This is a genomic window from Tsukamurella sp. PLM1, from assembly GCF_023168325.1.
In the GTDB taxonomy this organism is placed as follows: Bacteria; Actinomycetota; Actinomycetes; order Mycobacteriales; family Mycobacteriaceae; genus Tsukamurella.
In genome coordinates this window covers 868618-888062 of record NZ_AP025688.1, presented here as the reverse complement: position 1 = coordinate 888062, position 19445 = coordinate 868618, and the positions used below count along the sequence as shown (strand labels likewise).

18 protein-coding genes and 5 pseudogenes are annotated in these 19445 nt (G+C 70.8%); 11 read left to right on the top strand and 12 right to left on the bottom strand.

Annotation, left to right across the window (positions count from 1 at the left end; translation table 11 throughout):
• Positions 1-34: 34 nt before the first annotated feature.
• From MTP03_RS04710 to MTP03_RS04700, 3 genes are all read right to left on the bottom strand, one after another.
• Positions 35-361, bottom strand: coding sequence for an FUSC family protein (locus tag MTP03_RS04710; RefSeq protein ID WP_248490934.1), 327 nt, complete (start codon positions 359-361; stop codon positions 35-37).
• On the bottom strand, positions 352-1005 hold the full coding sequence (locus MTP03_RS04705; RefSeq protein WP_248490933.1) for a hypothetical protein: 654 nt from the start codon (positions 1003-1005) through the stop codon (positions 352-354). The genes MTP03_RS04710 and MTP03_RS04705 overlap by 10 nt, the downstream gene beginning before the upstream one ends.
• A 73-nt stretch (positions 1006-1078) precedes the next feature.
• Entirely contained in the window at positions 1079-1270 is a 192-nt protein-coding gene (locus tag MTP03_RS04700; RefSeq protein WP_248490932.1) for a hypothetical protein, read from the bottom strand.
• 145 nt (positions 1271-1415) lie between these two features.
• On the opposite strand from MTP03_RS04700, the pseudogene MTP03_RS04695 reads away from it, so the two are divergent.
• The 4 genes and pseudogenes from MTP03_RS04695 (at position 1416) to MTP03_RS04680 (ending at position 6022) form a co-directional block, all read left to right on the top strand.
• Positions 1416-2382, top strand: a pseudogene (locus MTP03_RS04695) (Dyp-type peroxidase).
• Positions 2379-3175: pseudogene (locus tag MTP03_RS04690) on the top strand (family 1 encapsulin nanocompartment shell protein). The pseudogenes MTP03_RS04695 and MTP03_RS04690 overlap by 4 nt, the downstream one beginning before the upstream one ends.
• Positions 3176-3210: 35 nt before the next feature.
• Positions 3211-5766 carry an ATP-dependent Clp protease ATP-binding subunit gene (locus MTP03_RS04685; protein WP_248490931.1) on the top strand — a complete coding sequence of 852 codons (2556 nt, stop codon included), beginning with the start codon at positions 3211-3213 and terminating at the stop codon, positions 5764-5766.
• A gap of 97 nt (positions 5767-5863) precedes the next feature.
• Complete coding sequence (locus MTP03_RS04680) at positions 5864-6022, top strand: hypothetical protein (protein ID WP_248490930.1); 159 nt, start codon at positions 5864-5866, stop codon at positions 6020-6022.
• Between the two features lie 13 nt (positions 6023-6035).
• On the opposite strand, the gene MTP03_RS04675 is transcribed toward MTP03_RS04680, so the two are convergent.
• From MTP03_RS04675 to MTP03_RS04665, 3 genes are all read right to left on the bottom strand, one after another.
• On the bottom strand, positions 6036-6866 hold the full coding sequence (locus MTP03_RS04675; protein WP_248490929.1) for a dienelactone hydrolase family protein: 831 nt from the start codon (positions 6864-6866) through the stop codon (positions 6036-6038).
• A gap of 20 nt (positions 6867-6886) precedes the next feature.
• Positions 6887-7705, bottom strand: a complete 819-nt coding sequence (locus tag MTP03_RS04670; RefSeq protein WP_248490928.1) for an LLM class F420-dependent oxidoreductase — start codon at positions 7703-7705, stop codon at positions 6887-6889.
• Between the two features lie 63 nt (positions 7706-7768).
• The gene (locus MTP03_RS04665) at positions 7769-8212 is read right to left on the bottom strand and encodes a limonene-1,2-epoxide hydrolase family protein (RefSeq protein ID WP_248490927.1); all 444 of its coding nucleotides are present in this window, start codon (positions 8210-8212) and stop codon (positions 7769-7771) included.
• Positions 8213-8449: 237 nt separating this feature from the next.
• On the opposite strand from MTP03_RS04665, the gene MTP03_RS04660 reads away from it, so the two are divergent.
• From MTP03_RS04660 to MTP03_RS04650, 3 genes and pseudogenes are all read left to right on the top strand, one after another.
• Positions 8450-9046 carry a 50S ribosomal protein L25/general stress protein Ctc gene (locus MTP03_RS04660; protein ID WP_248490926.1) on the top strand — a complete coding sequence of 199 codons (597 nt, stop codon included), beginning with the start codon at positions 8450-8452 and terminating at the stop codon, positions 9044-9046.
• A gap of 2 nt (positions 9047-9048) precedes the next feature.
• On the top strand, positions 9049-9633 hold the full coding sequence (pth, locus tag MTP03_RS04655; protein ID WP_248490925.1) for an aminoacyl-tRNA hydrolase: 585 nt from the start codon (positions 9049-9051) through the stop codon (positions 9631-9633).
• Positions 9634-9864: 231 nt separating this feature from the next.
• Positions 9865-11390: pseudogene (locus MTP03_RS04650) on the top strand (peptide chain release factor 3).
• A 66-nt stretch (positions 11391-11456) separates the two neighbouring features.
• On the opposite strand, the gene MTP03_RS04645 reads toward MTP03_RS04650, so the two are convergent.
• Positions 11457-12068, bottom strand: coding sequence for a TetR/AcrR family transcriptional regulator (locus tag MTP03_RS04645; RefSeq protein WP_248490924.1), 612 nt, complete (start codon positions 12066-12068; stop codon positions 11457-11459).
• 51 nt (positions 12069-12119) lie between these two features.
• Between MTP03_RS04645 and MTP03_RS04640 the strand changes: the two genes are divergently transcribed.
• Positions 12120-12563 carry a PaaI family thioesterase gene (locus MTP03_RS04640; RefSeq protein WP_248490923.1) on the top strand — a complete coding sequence of 148 codons (444 nt, stop codon included), beginning with the start codon at positions 12120-12122 and terminating at the stop codon, positions 12561-12563.
• Positions 12564-12753: 190 nt separating this feature from the next.
• Here MTP03_RS04640 and MTP03_RS04635 read toward each other — a convergent pair whose 3' ends face one another.
• The 5 genes from MTP03_RS04635 to MTP03_RS04615 form a co-directional block, all read right to left on the bottom strand.
• Positions 12754-13155, bottom strand: coding sequence for a transposase (locus MTP03_RS04635; RefSeq protein WP_248490077.1), 402 nt, complete (start codon positions 13153-13155; stop codon positions 12754-12756).
• Positions 13122-13466, bottom strand: coding sequence for a hypothetical protein (locus tag MTP03_RS04630; RefSeq protein ID WP_248490922.1), 345 nt, complete (start codon positions 13464-13466; stop codon positions 13122-13124). The genes MTP03_RS04635 and MTP03_RS04630 overlap by 34 nt, the downstream gene beginning before the upstream one ends.
• Before the next feature lie 92 nt (positions 13467-13558).
• Complete coding sequence (locus tag MTP03_RS04625) at positions 13559-13951, bottom strand: IS110 family transposase (protein ID WP_248490921.1); 393 nt, start codon at positions 13949-13951, stop codon at positions 13559-13561.
• A 193-nt stretch (positions 13952-14144) separates the two neighbouring features.
• Positions 14145-14846: a LysE family translocator gene (locus MTP03_RS04620; RefSeq protein ID WP_248492041.1), complete on the bottom strand. Its 702-nt coding sequence runs from the start codon at positions 14844-14846 to the stop codon at positions 14145-14147.
• Positions 14847-14924: 78 nt separating this feature from the next.
• Positions 14925-16205 carry a glycosyltransferase gene (locus tag MTP03_RS04615; protein WP_248490920.1) on the bottom strand — a complete coding sequence of 427 codons (1281 nt, stop codon included), beginning with the start codon at positions 16203-16205 and terminating at the stop codon, positions 14925-14927.
• Positions 16206-16243: 38 nt separating this feature from the next.
• On the opposite strand from MTP03_RS04615, the pseudogene MTP03_RS04610 reads away from it, so the two are divergent.
• The 3 genes and pseudogenes from MTP03_RS04610 to MTP03_RS04600 form a co-directional block, all read left to right on the top strand.
• A pseudogene (locus MTP03_RS04610) lies at positions 16244-16513 on the top strand (glycosyltransferase); the annotation flags it as partial.
• A gap of 97 nt (positions 16514-16610) precedes the next feature.
• Positions 16611-17291, top strand: a pseudogene (locus tag MTP03_RS04605) (glycosyltransferase); the annotation flags it as partial.
• 295 nt (positions 17292-17586) lie between these two features.
• On the top strand, positions 17587-18837 hold the full coding sequence (locus MTP03_RS04600) for a cytochrome P450 (RefSeq protein WP_248490919.1): 1251 nt from the start codon (positions 17587-17589) through the stop codon (positions 18835-18837).
• The last annotated feature ends 608 nt before the right edge of the window (positions 18838-19445 follow it).

The window sequence follows — 19445 nt, the reverse complement described above, 5'->3', positions numbered from 1 at the left end:
GCCGACGGTGCGCGGTCCCGGCACGCGCGGCGCTTCAGCGGCGCCGCTCGGCCGGGCTGCGCACCAGGAGCGCGACGGCCACGCCGACGACCACGCCGATCACGGTGTCCACGCCGCGGTAGAGCAGCATCCGCCACGGATCGGACGGGTCCGCCAGCTCGGTGAGCAGCAGGATCAACGGGGTGAAGAAGCCGATGGCGATGGCGTAGTGCCGGGCCATGTACAGTTCCGTCGGGAACAGCAAAGCGATCGCCACCAGCGCGAGCGCGGTGGGGCCGGGGTCGATCGCGAGCAGCACGGCGGTCAGCGCCAGCCCTATGACCGTGCCGACGGTGCGGTGCGCCGCCCGGGTCAGCACCACCGAGGCCTCGACCTCCGACGGTCGCCGGAGTCGATCACCGCGAGCGGTACCGCGGCCGCCGCCATCGCCCAGTTCGCGTGGTCGACGCCGAGCGCGACGCCCACCCCTCCCGCGGTCCCGACGGCGAGCGCGTACCGCACGGCGTGGATGCCGACGCCCGGCGCCGGCCGGCGGACGACCATCGCGATGCCGTCCCACCAGGGCCGGCCGCGCAGCGGGTCGGGGCGGCCGATCGATCCGACCAGGACGGCGAACGCCACCGTCGCGACACAGATCGCGAGCGCCTGGCCGGGCGGCGCCAGATCGGCGGGCAGCGTGGCGGTCGCCCCGAGCGCGAACAGGAAGAAGAACGGCCCCGCCGGGCGCAGCCGCACCGCGTCGGCGAGGACGGAGGCGACCGTCGCGAACGCCACCCCCACCAGCACGAGCACCCACGGCGGCGATTCGGTCACGGCGAGCGTGATGCCGAGGGCCTCGCCCGCGGTCAGCAGGCCGCCGGCCTGGACCTGGTGGACGATCCGCGGCCGCCCCGTCTCGCCGCGGCCGTACATGCCCGCGAACGCCCCGAACTCCGCGTACACCAACAACTCAGGACGGCCCCACATGATCAGCAGGACACCCGGAACGAGCAGAGCGATCGCCACCCGCAGCGCGTGGCCGCCGTCGGCGAGGTCGGGCCGGAATACGGGTGGTACGAGGTCCCACCCGGGGATCCGCCTACGCAGTGGCCACAAGGATCACGCCGGCCACCGCGAGCAGAGCGGATCCGGTGACCGCGCCCGCCGCGATGTACGCGTTGGTGGTGTACGTCGCGTCCGAGGCCGGGCGCCGGGGTGTGGATACCGCGCACGCGAAGAACAGGCCCACGAGCACCGCGACCAGAAGTACCGCCGCCACGATCCAGATCATGTCCACTCCCTCGGGTATCACGGCCGGACCGTCGCCCGGGGTCGGACGGGGCCCGCGTTTACCCCGGCATCATCGCACGCACGGGATTAGGGTGAGAAACGTGGCGCAACCTCAAGAAGTCCTCACCCCCTTGTCGAGTGCGGCGATGTTCGTCGTCGCCACGATCGAGCGCGGTGGCGAAGAACGGGTCCACGACACGCTCGGCGACCTCTCCGCGCTCGTCCGCTCCGTCGGGTTCCGCTACCCCGACAAACGGCTCACCCTCATCACCTCCATCGGGTCCGAAGCCTGGGACCGGCTGTTCGCCGGGCCCAAGCCCGCGGGGCTGCACCCGTTCGTCGAGCTCGATGGTCCGCGGCACCGCGCCGTCCACTCCGGGCGATCTGCTGCTGCACATCAAGGCGGAGTCGCTGGACATGTGCTTCGAGCTCGCGGCCCGTACCCTCGACGCGTTCGGTGATGCCGTGCGGGTCATCGACGAGGTGCACGGGTTCCGGTTCTTCGACAACCGTGACCTGCTGGGTTTCGCGGACGGCACGGAGAACCCGTCGGGTGATCTCGCGGTGCGCTCCACCGAGATCGGAACCGAGGACCCGGCCTTCGCCGGCGGGAGTTACGTGCACGTCCAGAAGTACCTGCACGACATGGCCGCGTGGCGCGCCCTGTCCGTGGAGGAGCAGGAGAGGGTGATCGGCCGGTCCAAGCTCGAGGACATCGAGATGGACGACGACGTCAAGCCCGCGAACGCGCACATCGCACTGAACGTGATCACCGACGACGCGGGCAACGAACTGAAGATCGTCCGGCAGAACATGCCCTTCGGCGAGGTCGGCAAGGGCGAGTTCGGCACGTACTTCATCGGCTACTCCCGCGATCCGAAGGTCACGGAACGGCTGCTGCGCAACATGTTCCTGGGCGACCCGCCCGGCAACACCGATCGGATCCTCGACTACTCGACCGCGCACACCGGATGCCTGTTCTTCACCCCGCCCGCGGGGCTGCTCGACGATCCTCCCCCGTTCGCGGCGGAGCCCGCCGCTGAACCCGCACCGGAACCGTCCGTCCCGGACGGCTCGCTCGCCATCGGCAGCCTGAAAGGAAGTCCCCGATGAACAACCTGTACCGCGACCTCGCTCCCGTCACCACGGAGGCGTGGACCGAGATCGAGACCGAAGCCACCCGCACCTTCAAGCGCAATATCGCGGGCCGCCGCGTGGTGGACGTGGCCGAGCCCGCCGGCCCGACCGCCGCCGCGGTGGGCACCGGGCACCTCGTGGGCGTATCCGGTCCCGCCGACGGCGTGCAGGCGCACCTGCGCGACAGCCGTCCACTGGTCCGCCTGCGCGTGCCGTTCACCCTGAGCCGCAAGGCGATCGACTCCGTCGAGCGCGGTGCGCAGGACGCGGACTGGGACCCCGTCAAGGATGCCGCGCAGAAGCTCGCGTTCGCCGAGGACCGCGCCGTCTTCGAGGGCTACCCCGCTGCGTCCATCCCCGGGATCCGCAACACCGCCTCGGGGGCGATCTCAAACTCCCCGACGACCCCCGGGATATCCCCGACGTGGTCTCCCAGGCGCTGTCGGACCTGCGCCTGGCGGGTGTCGACGGGCCGTACTCGGTGCTCCTGTCGGCGGACTCGTACACCAAGGTCAGCGAGACCTCCGACCACGGCTACCCGGTGCGCGAGCAGCTACGGCGCCTCGTGGACGGCGAGATCATCTGGGCACCCGCGATCGACGGCGCATTCGTCCTCACCACCCGCGGCGGCGATTTCGACCTGCGCCTCGGCAGCGACGTGGAGATCGGCTACCTCTCCCACGACGCCGACACCGTGCAGCTGTACCTGCAGGAGACGTTCACGTTCCTCGCCTACACCCCCGAGGCGGCCGTTTCGCTGACCGCCTGATCCACCAACCGCCCCCGCTACGAACGGACCAGTACATGAGCGACATCGACGGCGTTTTCGACGACATCTTCCAGCGGTTCTTCGGCGACTCGATGGCCCGTCCCGCCGTGCAGCGCGTGGACCTGAACCGGCTGCTCAACGACTCGGCGAAGAATCTCCTCGCCGAGGCGCAGATCGCGGCGTCCGACTGGGACAACCCCGAGATCACGCCCGAACACCTCCTGTACGCGGCGGCGATGAACGAGCCGACGCGGGACGTGATCGCACGCCTCAAACTCGACCCCGACAAGGTCGCGGCGTCGATGCAGGCCGCCGCGCAGGCGAGCGCGAACCCGGCCGGGATGGACGGCGCACCGTCGCTCTCCCCGGCCTCGCGGCGGGCACTGCGGGTGGCGCAGCAGCATGCCGCGCAGAACGGCCAGTCGTACGTGGGGCCGGAGCACATCCTGCTCGGTATCGCGGACAACCCCGATACCGTGGCGGCGCAGTCGCTCTCGGGCGGCGGAATCGCCGGCCGGACGTTGCCGGGCAAGCCCGGCCAGCCGGGCCGCGCCGGCACCGCGGGGGCGGCGGCACCGCAGGAGAGCACCACGCCGACTCTCGACGAGTACGGCCGTGACCTGACCGCCGAGGCCCGCGCCGGCAAGGTCGACCCCGTGGTCGGCCGCGCCGAGGAGATCGAGCAGACCATCGAGATCCTCTCCCGTCGCCGCAAGAACAACCCGGTGCTCATCGGCGACCCGGGCGTCGGCAAGACGGCGATCGTCGAGGGCCTGGCGCAGCGCATCGTCAACGACGACGTCCCGAAGACCCTCGCCGACCGGCGGGTGATCGCACTCGACGTGAGTTCGATGGTGGCGGGCAGCAAGTATCGCGGTGAGTTCGAGGAACGGCTGACCAAGGTGCTCGACGAGGTGCGCGAGCACTCCGACGAGCTGGTGGTGTTCATCGACGAGCTGCACACGATCATCGGCGCGGGCGGCGGCGGCGAGGGGTCGATGGATGCGGGGAACATGCTCAAGCCGGCGCTGGCTCGGGGCGAGTTGCATGCGATCGGCGCCACCACGATCGACGAGTACCGCAAGTACATCGAGAAGGACGCCGCCCTCGAGCGCAGGTTCCAGCCGGTGATGGTGAGCGAGCCCACCGTGGACGACACCATCGAGATCCTTCGCGGGCTGATCGACGTGTACGAGGAGCACCACCAGGTGCACTACGAGGACGCCGCCCTGGTGGCTGCCGCCGAACTGTCCGATCGCTACATCACCGACCGGTTCATGCCGGACAAGGCGATCGACCTGATCGACCAGGCCGGCGCGCGGGTCCGACTGCGCACCAAGACGTCCGACCAAGGAACGCGAACGGTCGAGGACGAGCTGGCGCGGCTGAACCGCGAGAAGGACAGCGCCGTCGAGGCCGAGGACTACCAGGCGGCGAACGAGCTCAAGATCAAGATCTCGGAGGCCGAGGATCGGCTCAAGAACATCGAGGGCGGCGCGGAGCACGGCCCCGATGTGACGGTCACGGACATCGCCGAGGTCGTCTCCCGGCGCACCGGCATCCCGGTCGCCGACCTCACCAGCGAGGAGAAGGAGAAGCTGCTGCGGCTCGAGGACGACCTGCACCGCCGCGTCGTCGGGCAGGACGAGGCCGTTCTGGCCGTGTCCGAGGCGGTGCGGCGCGCCCGCGCCGGGCTCAAGGATCCGAGCCGGCCGATCGGTTCGTTCCTGTTCCTCGGTCCCACCGGCGTCGGCAAGACCGAGCTCGCGAAGTCGTTGGCGGCCTCCGTGTTCGGCGACGAGGACCGCCTCATCCGCTTCGACATGAGCGAGTTCCAGGAGAAGCACACGGTGTCGCGGCTCGTGGGCGCGCCTCCCGGCTACGTGGGCTACGACGAGGCGGGCCAGCTGACCGACAAGGTGCGCCGGCAACCGTACTCGGTGATCCTCTTCGATGAGATCGAGAAGGCGCACCCGGACGTGTTCAATATCCTGCTGCAGCTCCTCGACGACGGCCGGGTGACCGACGCCCAGGGGCGGACCGTCGATTTCAAGAACACGATCGTGATCCTCACCTCGAACATCGGCTCGGACATCATCCTCACCGCACCCGACGGTGAGCTGACGGACGCGGTGATCGATCAGGTCAAGGAGCGGCTGCACAGCCACTTCCGGCCCGAGTTCCTCAACCGTATCGACGACACCGTGGTGTTCCACCGGCTCGACAAGGAGCAGATCCGCAGCATCGTGGAGCTGATCCTGAACGACACCCGCCGACTGCTGCGGGCGCAGGACGTGGAACTGGACGTGACCGCGAAGGCAGAGGACTGGCTCGCTGACGAGGGCTTCCAGCCCGAGTTCGGCGCGCGCCCGCTGCGCCGCACGGTGCAGAAGGAGCTCGACAACCGGCTCTCGTCGCTGTTACTCAAGGGCGACCTCGGGTCCGGCGACACCGTGCGCGTCGACGCCGACGACGACGGACTGGTGCTGTCGGTGGTGGAGGAGAAGGCCGACGGTGCCGTTTCCGAGGGCAGCCTGCCCGCCGGCACCGACGGCGACGAGACGAACGACACGGAGAAGGAGAACGCATGAGCGACAAGAACGCCAGAGAAGAAGCGATCGAACACGAGGAGAAGCGCAAGCAGGAGGAGCGCGATCGCCTCGAGCGCGAGGAACAGGAGCGCCTGGAATGAGCGACGACAACGACGACCTGGCCTCGCTGGCGGAGACTCCCGCCGAGGCCGCCGATGAAGCGGCCGAGGCGCAGGCCGAGGCCCGCGAGGCCATCGGCGAGGAACTCACCGGCGACGGCGAGGGAACCCTCGCCGAGGAGGAGGGCCTCTCCTAGCCCCGCTCGGCGGCTACCGCAGCGTGTCGCGCATCAGTTGGACGACGTCGTCCAGCGCCTGGCGCGTGGGCTGGCCCGGCTCGTCGATGAGGTGCTCAGTGAGGACGGAGTGCGGGGTGAGCAGCGCGTCGGGGTTCGCGGCGTCGTCGTCGAGCTCGACGGCGACGAAGGCGTCGCCGAGCTGCTCACGGAGGAAGGCGAACCGCTCGTCGGGCACCAGCTTGTCGCTCTTGAACCGCAGCCCCATCACCTTCAGCCCCTGCTTGGCGCAGCGCACCTTCACGGTGTCCAGGTCCTGCGGCGAGATGTCGATGGTGCGGCGCCGGCTCGCCGTGATGCCCAACGGCATCGAGGGCTGGCTGAGCACCGGCGCGAGCAGCACGTCGTCGACCGCCATGCCGAGCGCGAACCCTCCCGTGAGGCACATCCCGACTGCGCCGACGCCCTTGCCGCCGCAGCGCTGGTGCTCCTGCCGGGCGAGCGCGCGCAGCCACGTCACCACGGGCGACGACTTGCCTACCGCGAGGATGGTGAACTCCTTGCTCACGCACAGCGGCGCGAGCGACGCGCCGGCCATCGCCATCCCCTGCACGCCGACCTTCTTCGGATTCCCCGCGTCCAGGCCGGGGACGCCGAACAGGTGCGGCAGGACCGCGGTGAAGCCCGCGTCCACGAGCGTGCGCGCGAAATCGAGCACCTTCGGGGTGATGCCCGGGATCTCGGCGATGACGATCACCGCAGGGCCCGCGCCCTTCCGGTAGAGGTCGTGGGTCACGCCGGCGTCGGTGAACGACTCCTTCGTGAAGTCGGCGAGGTTGGCGGCGGCTTCGGCTTTCAGATCCACGGCACCATCGTGCCGTACGGTCACCGAACCCGCTGCGCGATGGCCTCCAGCGCGGGCCACGGGTCGTCGCCGAGCGCCTGCACGGCGACGTGGTCGGCGCCGGCGTCGAGGTGCGCGCGCACGCCCGCGGCGATGGCGTCGCCGTCGCCGTGCACGGCCAGCACGTCGACCAGCCGGTCGCTGCCGGGCTTCTCGACGTCGGCGTCGTCGAACCCGAGGCGCCGCAGGTTGGCGACGTAGTTCTGCAAGCCCAGGTAGAAATTCACCGTCTTGCGGCCGATCGCGCGACCTCGGGCGGAGTCCTCGTCGAGCACCACCTTCTGCTCGGGCGCGAGAAGCACTCCGGCGCCCAGGATCTCGCGCGCCCGGCGGGTGTGCTCGGGGGTGGTCAGATACGGGTGGGCGCCGGCCGTGCGGTCGGCTGCCAGGCGCAGCACCTTAGGGCCGAGCGCGGCGAGCACCGTCTGCTCCTTCGGCACCCCCTCGGCGGCGAGGACGTCCAGGTAGTCGACGAGCGCCCGGTAGGGCGTGCGGTAGTCGGCGGTGGCCTCGCGGTGGCCGGCGCCGATGCCGAGCACGAACCGGCCGGGGTGCGCCTCCTCGATGCGACGGTAAGCCCTCGCCGCGGAGCGCGCATCGTCCTGCCAGATGTTGAGGATGCCCGTCGCGACCACGAGGCCGGTCGTCGCGCCGAGCAGTTCATCGACGACGGCGAGATCGCCCCCGGGAGATCCGCCCAGCCACAGCGTGCCGTAGCCCAAGGCCTCGGCCCGCGTGGCGAACGCATCGTCGGCCTGCGTCGCGCCCCGCCAGATTCCCAACCTGCCCAGATTCGTCATGCCCGGTGCAACGCCGGGAGGGTGCGCGCTGCTTCCCCGCAGGGTCGGCGCGGGAACCGGAGCTCAGATCGCCGCGCGAGGAAAGGTCGGCCGCGCGGGCGCGTAGACGACGCCGGCGACCGCGCGAGCGGCAGCGCGGAGCACGGCGACCGGTTCCACCTCGTCGCGCCAGGCCACGATCCGGCCGCATTCCACCTCGAACCGGCCACGGACCTGGAACTGGATCCGCAGCGGGCCGTAGACGAGGGCGGTGACGCGTTCGGTGACCGCGGCCCTCCCGACCTGCTCGGAGGACAGCAGAACGGCCTGCATCGCCACCCGGGTGCGGGCGTGCCAGCGGAAGTGCCGGGCGACGGCCGCACGTCCCTTCAGCGGTCGCCCACCAGTGCGCCGGTACTCGACGCCCTTGGCGAGCAGTTGCTCGGCGATCTCGTAGTCGCCGCTGCCCAGCGCGTCGACGAAGCGCTCGGCGACGTCCTGCGGCGACCACAGCGGGGAGTTGTTCACGAGGTCGATGGTGCCGATGTGGCGTGGCGCCCGCGCGAACTGGACATGACGCGTTGGCGAAACTTCGATTTCGCTCCTGAGCGGCGCGTTCGCTAGACTGTGCGGCGACCTTCTCGGCGAGGGCGGCCCGGGCCGCCGTGATCGACGCGAACGGCACTTCGTCCCGCGGAGCCCGCGTGATGCGGTGCGGACCGCCTCGGTAGCGCCGGGGCCGAAGAAACCGCACGTAGGAGCATCATGTCCGACACCAACAAGCTCGTCGCCACCGTCCGTACCGAGTTCGGCAAGGGCGCCGCGCGCCGCGCCCGCCGCGACGGCCTCGTCCCCGTGGTCCTGTACGGCCACGGCACCGAGCCCCAGCACTTCACCGTCGTGGCCCGCGACTTCGCGGCCATCCTGCGCAAGGACGGCACCAACGCCGTGCTGAACCTGGACATCGACGGCAAGGAGCAGCTCGCGCTGACCAAGCAGGTCGTGGTGCACCCGCTGCGCAACTACATCGAGCACACCGACCTCCTCGTGATCAAGAAGGGCGAGAAGGTCACCGTCTCCGTGCCCGTCATCGTCGAGGGCGAGCCCGCCGGCGGCACCCAGGTGGCGCAGGACCTCAACGAGGTCGAGATCGAGGCCGACGCGCTGAGCATCCCCGAGAACATCGTCATCAACGTCCACAACTACGAGGCCGGCACGCAGGTCACCGCGGGCCAGCTCGAGGTCCCTGCCGGCGTCACCGTGATCACCGACGCCGAGGCTCTGGTCATCAACGTCACCGAGATCGCCGCCACGCAGTCCGAGGACGAGACCGAGGACGACGCCGCCGAGGCCGCGGAGTAACCATGTCGGACCGGCCGCTGATCGTCGTGGGGCTGGGTAACCCCGGCGAGAAGTACGCCGCAACCCGCCACAACATCGGCTTCCACGTGGTCGACGAGCTCGCGTCGCGCGCCCGCACCTCCTTCTCCCGACACAAGAAGTCGGGGGCGGAGGTCGCGGGCGCGCGGCTCGCCGGCCGCCAGGTGTACCTCGCGAAGCCGCAATCCTTCATGAACCTCTCCGGCGAGCCCGTGGGGGCGCTGGCGCGGTTCTACTCGGTGGCCCCCACCGACGTGATCGCCGTGCACGACGAGCTCGACATCGACTTCGGGCTCGTCCGCCTCAAGCGCGGCGGCGGCGAGGGCGGCCACAACGGCCTGCGCTCGCTCAGCCAGCACCTCGGCACCAAGGACTACCTGCGCGTCCGCGCCGGAATCGGCCGCCCGCCCGGGCGCCAGGACCCCGCCGACTACGTGCTCAAGCCGTTCGCGAAGGCCGAGCAGTCCGAGGTCCCACTCCTGGTGACCAACGCCGCCGATGCCGTCGAGCTGCTGATCACCCGCGACCTCGACCTCGAGGCCACGCAGAACACCGTGCACGCCTGGTAGGCCTGCCCGCGTTCCCGGGTTCGACGGTGCGCCCCGGCTCCCGTTCGGCGCTGCGGACTTCCAGGCGACGCTCGAGTCACGTCACCCGGCACCGCACAGCGCAGCGGTCCTGCGGTTCGGGCCGCGGCGGGGACCAGCGTAAACTCGTTCGTCGTGAGTTCCATTGCCGACGAGGTCGCCCGCCGCCGTACGTTCGCCATCATCAGCCACCCCGACGCGGGTAAGTCGACGATGACGGAGGCGCTGGCCCTGCACGCCCGGGTCATCAACGAGGCCGGCGCGATCCACGGCAAGGCCGGTCGCAAGTCCACCGTCTCCGACTGGATGGAGATGGAGAAGGCGCGCGGCATCTCCGTGAGTTCGACGGCGCTGCAGTTCAACTACACCTCGCCCGGCGCGCCGGAGGACGCGGAACCGTCGGTGATCAACCTGGTCGATACCCCCGGCCACGCGGACTTCTCCGAGGACACCTATCGCGTGCTCACCGCGGTGGACGCCGCGGTCATGCTGATCGACGCCGCGAAGGGCCTGGAGCCCCAGACCCTCAAGCTGTTCCAGGTGTGCCGGCACCGCGGCATCCCCGTCATCACGGTGATCAACAAGTGGGACCGGCCCGGCCGCACGCCCCTGGAGCTGCTCGACGAGATCACCGAGCGGATCGGGCTGACGCCCACTCCCTGTTCTGGCCCGTGGGCATCGCGGGCGACTTCCGCGGCCTGCGCGACGTCCGCAAGGACGAGTACGTGCACTTCACGCGGACTGCGGGCGGCGCGAAGATCGCTCCCGAGGAACATCTTTCGACGGACGCCGCACTGGAGCGCGAGGGCGACGTGTGGACCGAGGCGGTCGAGGAGACCGAGCTCATGACCGAGATGGGGCAGAGCCACGATCAGGAGCTGTTCCTGGCGGGCCAGACCTCCCCGGTGATCTTCACCTCGGCGATCCTCAATTTCGGTGTGCGGCAACTGTTGGAGGCTTTGGTCGAGCTGGCCCCCGCACCGCACGCCCGTGAATCCGTCGAGGGCGTCGAGCGGGAGGTGGGCGATCCGTTCAGCGCCGTGGTGTTCAAGGTGCAGGCGGGCATGGACTCCGCGCACCGGGATCGGCTGGCGTTCATGCGGATCGTCTCCGGCGAGTTCGAGCGCGGCATGGTGGTCCAGCACGCGCAGACCGGCAAGCCCTTCGCCACGAAGTACGCGATGACGGTGGTCGGACGCGACCGCGAGACCGTCGAGACCGCCTACCCCGGCGACGTGGTGGGCCTCGTCAACGCCAATGCGCTCGCCCCCGGCGACACCCTGTACGACGGTGCCAAGGTCCAGTTCCCGCCGATCCCCTCCTTCGCGCCGGAGCACTTCGCGGTGGTCCGTGCGGACTCCGCCGGCAAGTACAAGCAGTTCCGCAAGGGCATCGAACAGTTGGGCACCGAGGGCGTGGTGCAGTTGCTGCGCAACGACGTCCGCGGCGACGCCTCGCCCGTGATGGCCGCAGTCGGCCCCATGCAGTTCGAGGTCGTCGTCGCCCGCATGAAGACGGAGTTCAACGTCGACGTGCAGGTCGAGCATCTGGGCTACTCGGTGGCGCGGCGCACGGACTCCTCCAGTGCGGACGAGCTGAACCGACAGCGCGGCGTCGAGGTCTTCGAGCGCAACGACGGTGCGCTGCTGGCCCTGTTCTCGGACAAGTGGCGGCTGCAGTACATCGAGAAGGAGCACCCGTCGCTCACTCTCGAGCCGCTGGTCGCCGCCGCCGACTGAGCTCATGGGCCGCGCGCGAAACTGCGGTTGGTCTCCTGCGCCATCCGTGGCTGAACGACCGCGGTTTCACTCCGCCGCGGCGAGACGTGCCGCGCACCGGCTCCGGACCTCGTCGATGAGGTCATTCGCCTCGGCCGGCCCGATCAGGCCGCGCGCGGAGAGCGCGAGGAGCCCGTTGATCCCGGCCCAGCACTGGATCACCTCGGCGCGGGCCGCATCGGCGGGCTCCCCGACCGCCGCGATCACCGCGTCCAGCGCCCGCGCGAGGTAGCCGCGCACCTCCACCCGGGCGGCGCGCACCGTGTCGGAGTCCTCACCGTGCACGTCGGTGAGCCCGAGGAGGCGGAACGCGATCGGCTCGCGATGATGGAAGTCGAGGTACTCGTCGAAGGCCCTGCGCGCGGCCTCGGCTCCCGCTGCGCCCGAGACCGCAGCCTCCATCGCGGCGACGTGTTCGCTCCCCACCCGGCAGGCCAGCACCGCGTACAGGTCCGCCTTCCCACCCGGGAAGTTCGAGTAGATGCTGGTCAGTGCCACATCGGCGTGTGCGGCCAGCTGGTCCACCGAGGTGCCGCGGTAGCCACCGGGGCCCGCGAACAACACGTGCGCCGCATCCAGCAGGGCGGCGCGGGTGCGGCGACGACGCCGGTCCGAGGGTTCCGCCAGCAACGATTCCATGCGACTATCATAGTCGAACTTCGTTTTCATAGTTGAACTAGGAGAATACTCATGACCATCTCGCCCGATCAACTCGACGACGGCGCCGCGGACGGCTCCGCGATCATGCGGCAGTTCGTGCCCGCGTCGCCGTTCGTCGCACTCCTCGGCGTCCGGTTGGAGGAGATCTCCGACGGTGCCGCCACCCTCCTCGTGCCCTACCGGCCCGACCTGACGACGGTCGGGACGATGATGCACGGCGGGGTGATCGCGGCGGCCGCCGACATCGGCGTGATGGTCGCCGCTTGGGCCGGACGCCCGGTACCCGACAAGCTCCGCGGTGTGACCGCATCGCTGTCGATCAACTTCGTCGCCCCGCTCGTCGAGGACGGCCTGCGCGTACGCGCGCACCGCCTGTCCACCGGCCGGAGGACCAGCCACGTGCGCTGCGACATGTACTCCGCGACGGCGGACGCACTGGTGGCCAGCGCCACGGGCACGTACCAGGTGGGCTGATCATGCGGATTCCTTCAAGCCCTCAAGGGCGACGACTTCGTCGGGCACTGGCCTGATCGAACAGTGCGCGGCCCCGCCGAATTGGCGTCCGCGGTCGCCGCGGCGCAGGCGGTCACCGCGGCGCAGGCGGTCACCGACGGCGGATTCGCCATGTGACCTCCGTCGCCGTGTGAGATTCCTGAGTCAACCCCTACGCCGCGATTGGTGCATTTCGGGCGGTTCGGTGCTGGGGGTCGTAGGCCGTCCGGGTCTGCCAGCATGCCCAGATGATGCGCAGCCAGGACCGTCCGAGGGTGCGCAGGGCGTGTGGGTGACGCTGCCCGCGGGCGCGGGCGTCGGCGTAGCGTTGCCGGGCCCAGGGGTCGCCGTGGCGGCTGTTGTCGAACCAGGTGTGCAGGGCTTGGCGGGCGCGCCGGTTGGTGGCGTGCCGGAACCCGACGACGTGGCTTTTGCCGGAGGCGCGGGTGATCGGCGCGATGCCGGTCTCTGCGGCGAGTTGGTCGAAGCTGGTGGCGCGTTCGAGGATCGGTCCGACCTCGCCGATGACCTGCGCGAGATTCAGCGTGCCGATGCGCGGAAGATCTGCAAGCACAGCCGCATAGGGGTGCTGCGCAACTTCCCTGCGATAGCCTTGTCGAGCTCGTCGATGCTGGCTTGCAGCGCTCGGACGACATTGACCTGGGCGGTAATCACCTGCCCGATGACCTCGTCGCCGATGATGCCGACCGGTGTCGGTGCCGTCCGCAGGCGAGCGAGCAGCTCAGCGCCGGGACGGCGTCCGCTGTAGCCGTGCTTGGCGCAGAACGATTCGAGTTGCTTGGCGGTGAGCTTCGCCGCGGAGGCGGCGGTCGGGTAGCGGGTGAGGAACGCCAGGGCGATCGCCGAGTGCAGAGCGGCGAACACGGTTTTGCCGCCGGGCCAGTACTGATCGAGCAGGGCCGCGAGCTGGTTGACCGCCGCGATCCGCAGCTCCAGCTGATCGCCACGAGCACGCGTCAGGGCTTGCAGCTCAAGGTTGCCGGTCGGGTGGGTCGCAACCTGGCCAGGCGGTGCCCGTCGGTGCGGGCGTAGTCGGCGAGCTTGAACGAATCCCCCGGGTCGGTCTTCGCCCGTGCAGCACCCCACCGCGGGCGAGCGGCATGGAAAGCGTTGGGATGCACCGGAATCACCGGATGACCCGCCGCAGTCAATCGGTCAACGACCAGACCGCGGGTGGTCTCGATCGCCACCGGAAGATCCGCAGGGTCACCGACCTCGGCCAACCGGGCGATCGCAGCGGAGATCCCAGCCTCGGAATGCGGTACCGCCGAACGATGCACCTTGACGCCGTTGTCGTCGATAACAGTCATGTCATGGGCTGTGTTGCCCCAGTCCCAGCCGACGAACATACAACTCTCCCTCGCACGTCATCACGAGATCTGCTCGGAGTGGGGAGACGCTGCCGGAAGCTCACTAATCGGCCCTCTACGGGGCGTGTTCCTGATGCCGGTCCGCGGCTCCCGGCCCGGCGGAGCCGGCAGTACTCACACTGGCCCTCGAAGGGCATGCACGATAGGCCGTGCACCCGCCGGAACCGAGAGATCACAACCATACCGAACATGGCTGCAGAAAGGATCGTGCCCTAGTGAGCTCGACGGGCTCACACGCGGCGCGCTGCGGGACCTCGCGGGCGAGCAGCAGGGCGACGGCGCCGAGCATCGTGCCGGTGATCCGGCGCTGCCACACCGCCCACGCGGGGCGCCGCGCGACGAGCGCCGCCACCGCGCCCGCCGCGACCACGATCGCGGCGTTGACCACCATCGACACCGTGATCTGGATGCCGCCCAGCAGGAAGCCCTGCGCTGTGGTGTGCCCACGCGTCGGGTCGATGAACTGCGGGATCAGCGCGAGGTACATGATCGCCGCTTTCGGGTTGAGCAGATTGGTCAGCAGCCCCATCCGGAAGAGCTTCCGAGCGGAATCGCGCGGCAGATCCGTGGTCTCGAACAGCCCGCGACCGCCGGGGCGCAGCGCTTGGAAGGCGAGGTAGCCGAGGTACAACGCGCCAGCGGCCTTGAACCCCATGAAGAGCCACGGCACCGCGACGAAGACCACCGCGAGCCCGACGTTCGCCAGGGTGAGATAGACGACGAACCCGACCGCGGTGCCCGCCAGCGAGATCAGGCCGGCCGCGCGCCCCTGTCCGATACTGCGCGACACCAGATAGATCATGTTCGGCCCAGGCGTGAGCACCATCGCCAACGCCGTCACCACCATCCCCGCCACGGCGGTCCACGAAATGATCACGGCGTCGATCCTCGCGTCGGACCGGCATCGGAGTACAGAGCCAGTCGGGGACGACTGGCCTGCCCGACCGCAGCGTCAGCGCGCGGCGGCCTCCACGATCGCGGCGGTTCGCGTCGTGGCGTCGGTGCGGGCACGCAGGCGGGCGCCGAGGTCGCGCGCCCGCCGGACGGTGTCCGGCCGCAGCACCGTACGCAGCCCGGCGGTGAGCCGGACCTCGTCGAGCTCGACGAACGGGACGTGCGCGCCCACGCCCATGCGAGTGAGCTGGCCGCCCCACATGGGTTGGTCGAACGACACCGAGCACACCAGCGTCGGCAGGCCGGCCCGCAGGCTCTCGAACGTGGTGCCGATGCCGCCGTGGTGCACGGCCGCTGCGCAGCGCTCGAACACCACGTCGTGCGCCACCGCGCCCACGTAGTGCACGCGGTCGCCCGCCCGCGACTCGCGTGCCGCGAGGTCGCTCCACCCCGCGCTGACCAGCACTCGCCGGTCGAGCGAGCGGGCCACGCGCTCGACCATCGCGACGGTCGACGCGGCGTCCCGGATGGGCATGCTGCCGAACCCGCAGTACAGCGGCGGCTCACCCGCGTCGATCCATTCGAGCACCTGGACGTGCTGGTCCGCCCCCTCGCCGATCGCCTCGCGCGCCTCCCGCCCCAGTTCGAGGAAGCCGACCAGGGGCCGCCGCTCGTCCCACTCCTCGGCGAGGCCCGGCACGAACGCCGGATCGTAGATCTGCACCTCCGGCACACCGCGTTTCGCCAGCGTCTCCGACGGGGTCGCGGCCGAGAACCGGAGGCCGAGGTCCTTACGCAGGGCAGCGAGGTGCTTGAGGAACGCCAGCCGCCGCACGTTCTCCGACACGCCCCACGTCAGCGCGTTGACGACGCCCGGGTACGTGCGGTCCGGCGGCAGCGCGCCGGGGAACGGGTAGGCCCGCGAGGCCCTGCCGGGAAACCCGTGCATCGTGACCAGTGGGGTGTCGCTCGCCTCCGTGACCGACGCCGCGCGGTCCTCGGTGAGCAGCGTGGACACCACCACGTCGGCCCCGCGGCACACCTCGATCACCTCGCGATTGAACCGCGCGCCGTACTCGTCCATCTGCTTGCCGACCATCCGCATCAACTGCAGGCTGCTACCAGCCGCCAGTGCCCGCTGCCCCTCCTCCGACGAATACAGTTGTGCCACATCCGGTCCGCAGGGCACGGCGTCGAGTCCGGCGCGCTCGGTGAACTCGACGAGGTTCGGCGGCGCACCGACGAGCACGTCGTGCCCGCGGCGACGCAGCTCCAGCCCCAGCGCGACGGCGGGCTGGACGTCGCCGCGGGTCCCCGTCAGCGGGATCGCTATCTTCACTTCTCGCACCTCTCGTCGGATGTGGTTATCGTCGGGGTATGGATGGAGACGGCCTGCACGTCGCGATGTTCTCCGACTTCCACCCGGGAACGCTGGGCGGGATTCAGAACTCGGTGAACGACCAGCGGCGCGAACTCGAGCGCCGCGGGCACCGCGTCACCCTGTTCACGCCGCCGGGAGAGCAGCCGGGCGCCGCAGACCCGGACATCGTGGCGCTGCGCCCCCTGCCGGGACTGCGGTCCAACGGATTTCCCGCGGTCCTCCCCTCCCGCGCGAACACCCGCATCGTGGACGAGGCGCTGTCCGCGCGCGACGGCGTGGACCTGGTGCACGTGCACACCACCTACGGCGTCGCCGCGATCGGCGTGAGCCGCTGCCCGGCACCGCGTCCCACTGGTGCAGACGATGCACAGCCGGGACGACGAGTTCCTCGCCGCCACCGCGCCCAACCCGTCCGCCTCGGCGCTGGCGCTGCGCGTGCTGCACTCCGCCTTCGTCCCGCATCGCGACGGCATCCCCGATGTCCCGGAATCCGCTGCCGCGCACAATGCCTGGCGGGTGATGATCGCGCAGGCGCGGACCGCGGATGCGGTGATCGCACCCACCGCGCACTTCGCCGCACGGCTCCGCGAGCACGGCCTCGACAGCGATCTGCGGGTGATCTCCGGCGGGATCGACGCAGCGCTCCTGCCGGGCGGGACGGGCGGCACCGTCGGCCATCCCGACGGTCACCTGCGCGCCGTGTGGTGCGGACGGCTCTCGCCGGAGAAGCGGCCGCTGCAGGCCATCGAGGCGGTGCTCGCCACGCCGGGCGTCGCGCTGGACGTCCTCGGCGACGGTCCGCTGCTGGCCGACGCGCGTGCGCTCGCCGGCGCCGAGGGGCGGGTGCGGGTGCGGGGCCGGGTCGGGCGCGCCGAGGTCCTGGCGGCCATGAGCGATCACGACCTCGTGGTGTTCAACTCGTCGGGGTACGAGACACAGGGCCTGGTGGCGCTCGAGTCCATGGCGGTGGGAACGCCTCTGCTGTACTGCGATCCGGACCTCGCCGAGAACGTACCCGACGGTGCCGGATTCCGGACGCGAGACGCCTCCGCGGCGGCGATCGCCGACGCGCTGGCGGATCTGCGTGCGCGTCCGGAGCTCCTGGCGACCGCCCGCGGGGCCGCCGCGGGCGCCGACGTGACCCAGTCCGCGCGGACCGACGAGATCGAGGCGCTGTACCGGGAGCTGATCACGCGGCGCGCGCATCGACGCACCGCGCTGCCCTCCCGGCCGACCGAGGTCCCGGTCGCGCCCGGCGCGCTCCCGGCGCTGGGGCACAGCGTGATCGCTCTGCGTAGGGGCCTGAACTTCATCCGCGACCTGGGCCGGGAGGGCCGTCGTGCGGCTGGACCTGGGGCCCGAGCGGGCCTATGTGCTCACCACCCCGGAGCTGATCCGCGAGGTAGGCTTCCGCACCGCCGGCGAGTTCCACCGCCGCGACGTCCAGGAGTCCATGCACGAGGCGGTCCGCGCCGCGACGAACGTGCTGAGCGGCGAGGCACACGAGTTGCGCCGCAGGATGATCGCCCCCGCCCTGCGCAGCGGCCGGATCGCGGAGTACGCAGGCACCGCCGCGACGATCGCCGACGACTGGGCCCAATCCCTGCCGTTCGACCGCCGCGTCGACCTGCGGACGCAGGCCCACGGCCTGATCCTGCGCACCGTGACCTCCACGCTGTTCACCGCCGACCTCGGCGCCGCCGCGGCCGACCGCATCCGGCAGGACATGCCGTGGCTGCTCTCGCAGGTGATCGTGCGCGGCGCCCTGCCCGCCTCGGTGCAGCGACTCCGGGTGCGCGCCAACCGCCGCTTCGCTACGAGCGCGGCCGCACTGCGGACCGAGATCGGCGCCGTCGTCGCCGCGTACCGCGCGTCCGACCGGGACAGGCATGATGTGCTCTCGGCACTGGTCGCGCACGTCGATCCCGAGACCGGTGTGCGGCTGTCCGACGACGAGATCATCGACGAACTGATCCTCATGGTCGCGGCGGGCGTAGGGTCCACCGCGTCGATCCTCGCGTGGGTCTGGCACGAGATCATGTCCGACGGTGCTGTCGCCGCGCGGGTGCGGGCCGAGGTGGACGACGTGGTCGGGGCCGGCCCCGTCGCACCCGAACACCTGCCCCGGCTCGAATACCTGCGCCGTGTGGTGCAGGAGACGCTGCGCATGTGGGGGCCGTGGATCAGCTCGCAGAACGCCGACGGCGAGGTGGTGTTCGGCACGGGTGACGCCGCCGGCCCCGACGGGACGACGCTCGCGCTGCCCGCCGACGCGATGATCGTCTACAGCCCGTACCTGGTGCACCACGACCCGCGGTACTACCCGGAACCCGAGCGGTTCGACCCCGACCGGTGGACGGCGGAACGCGCCCACGAGATCGACAAGCGGGCGGTCCTGCCCTTCGGGGTGGGCGAACGCCACTGCCCGGGCAGCAATTTCGCGATCACGATCATCCTGCTGGCGACCGCGGCGCTGTACTCGAGCCGCGATCCGCGGCCCGTCGGCGGCGACCCGCGACCGTCGACGACGGACTTCGTCCCGGCACCGTCGGCCCTGCCCGTCGTGCTCGGGCCCCGCGCGTACGCCTGAACCGTACGCGATCACCGGGCCGGCACCACCAGGGCGACGGCGATGAGCACCGCGTACAGCGCCAACACGAACAGCAGGGCCGGCACCACGGGATACTCGGTCTCCGGGACCGGGCGAACCGTGCGGCACCCGCAGCGGGGAGCGCGCACAGCGCCACGGGTGCCCAGGCGAGCAAGGCATCACCGCCGGTGTGCTCCCACGGGCGGATCAGCGCCACCGCGGCGAACACCGCCACCGTCGCGCAGAGCGGGCCCAACGCCGCGCTCGCGCGCACGCCGAGCTCGCTCGAGTAGTACGCCTCGCCGGGGTGCGGCGCGCGAGAGGTCTTGCGCGCGAACTCGAACTGCAGGAACGCACCGGCGAACACGACCGCGGCCCACCAGGCCCGGCCGGACGCCGGGACCTGCCCCGTATCCATGGCTGACACCAGGACGTAGCCGGTCACGAGCAGCTGCACCGGGTAGGTGACCACCAGGTTGAGCGTCACCGACGCCCCCATCGGCGGCCACCGCGCCTCCAGCACCCACAGCAGCAGCCCGTAGGCCAGGACCGCGGCGATCGCCAGGGCGGAGCCGACCGACAGGGCCGCGGAGGCCGCGAGTGCGGCG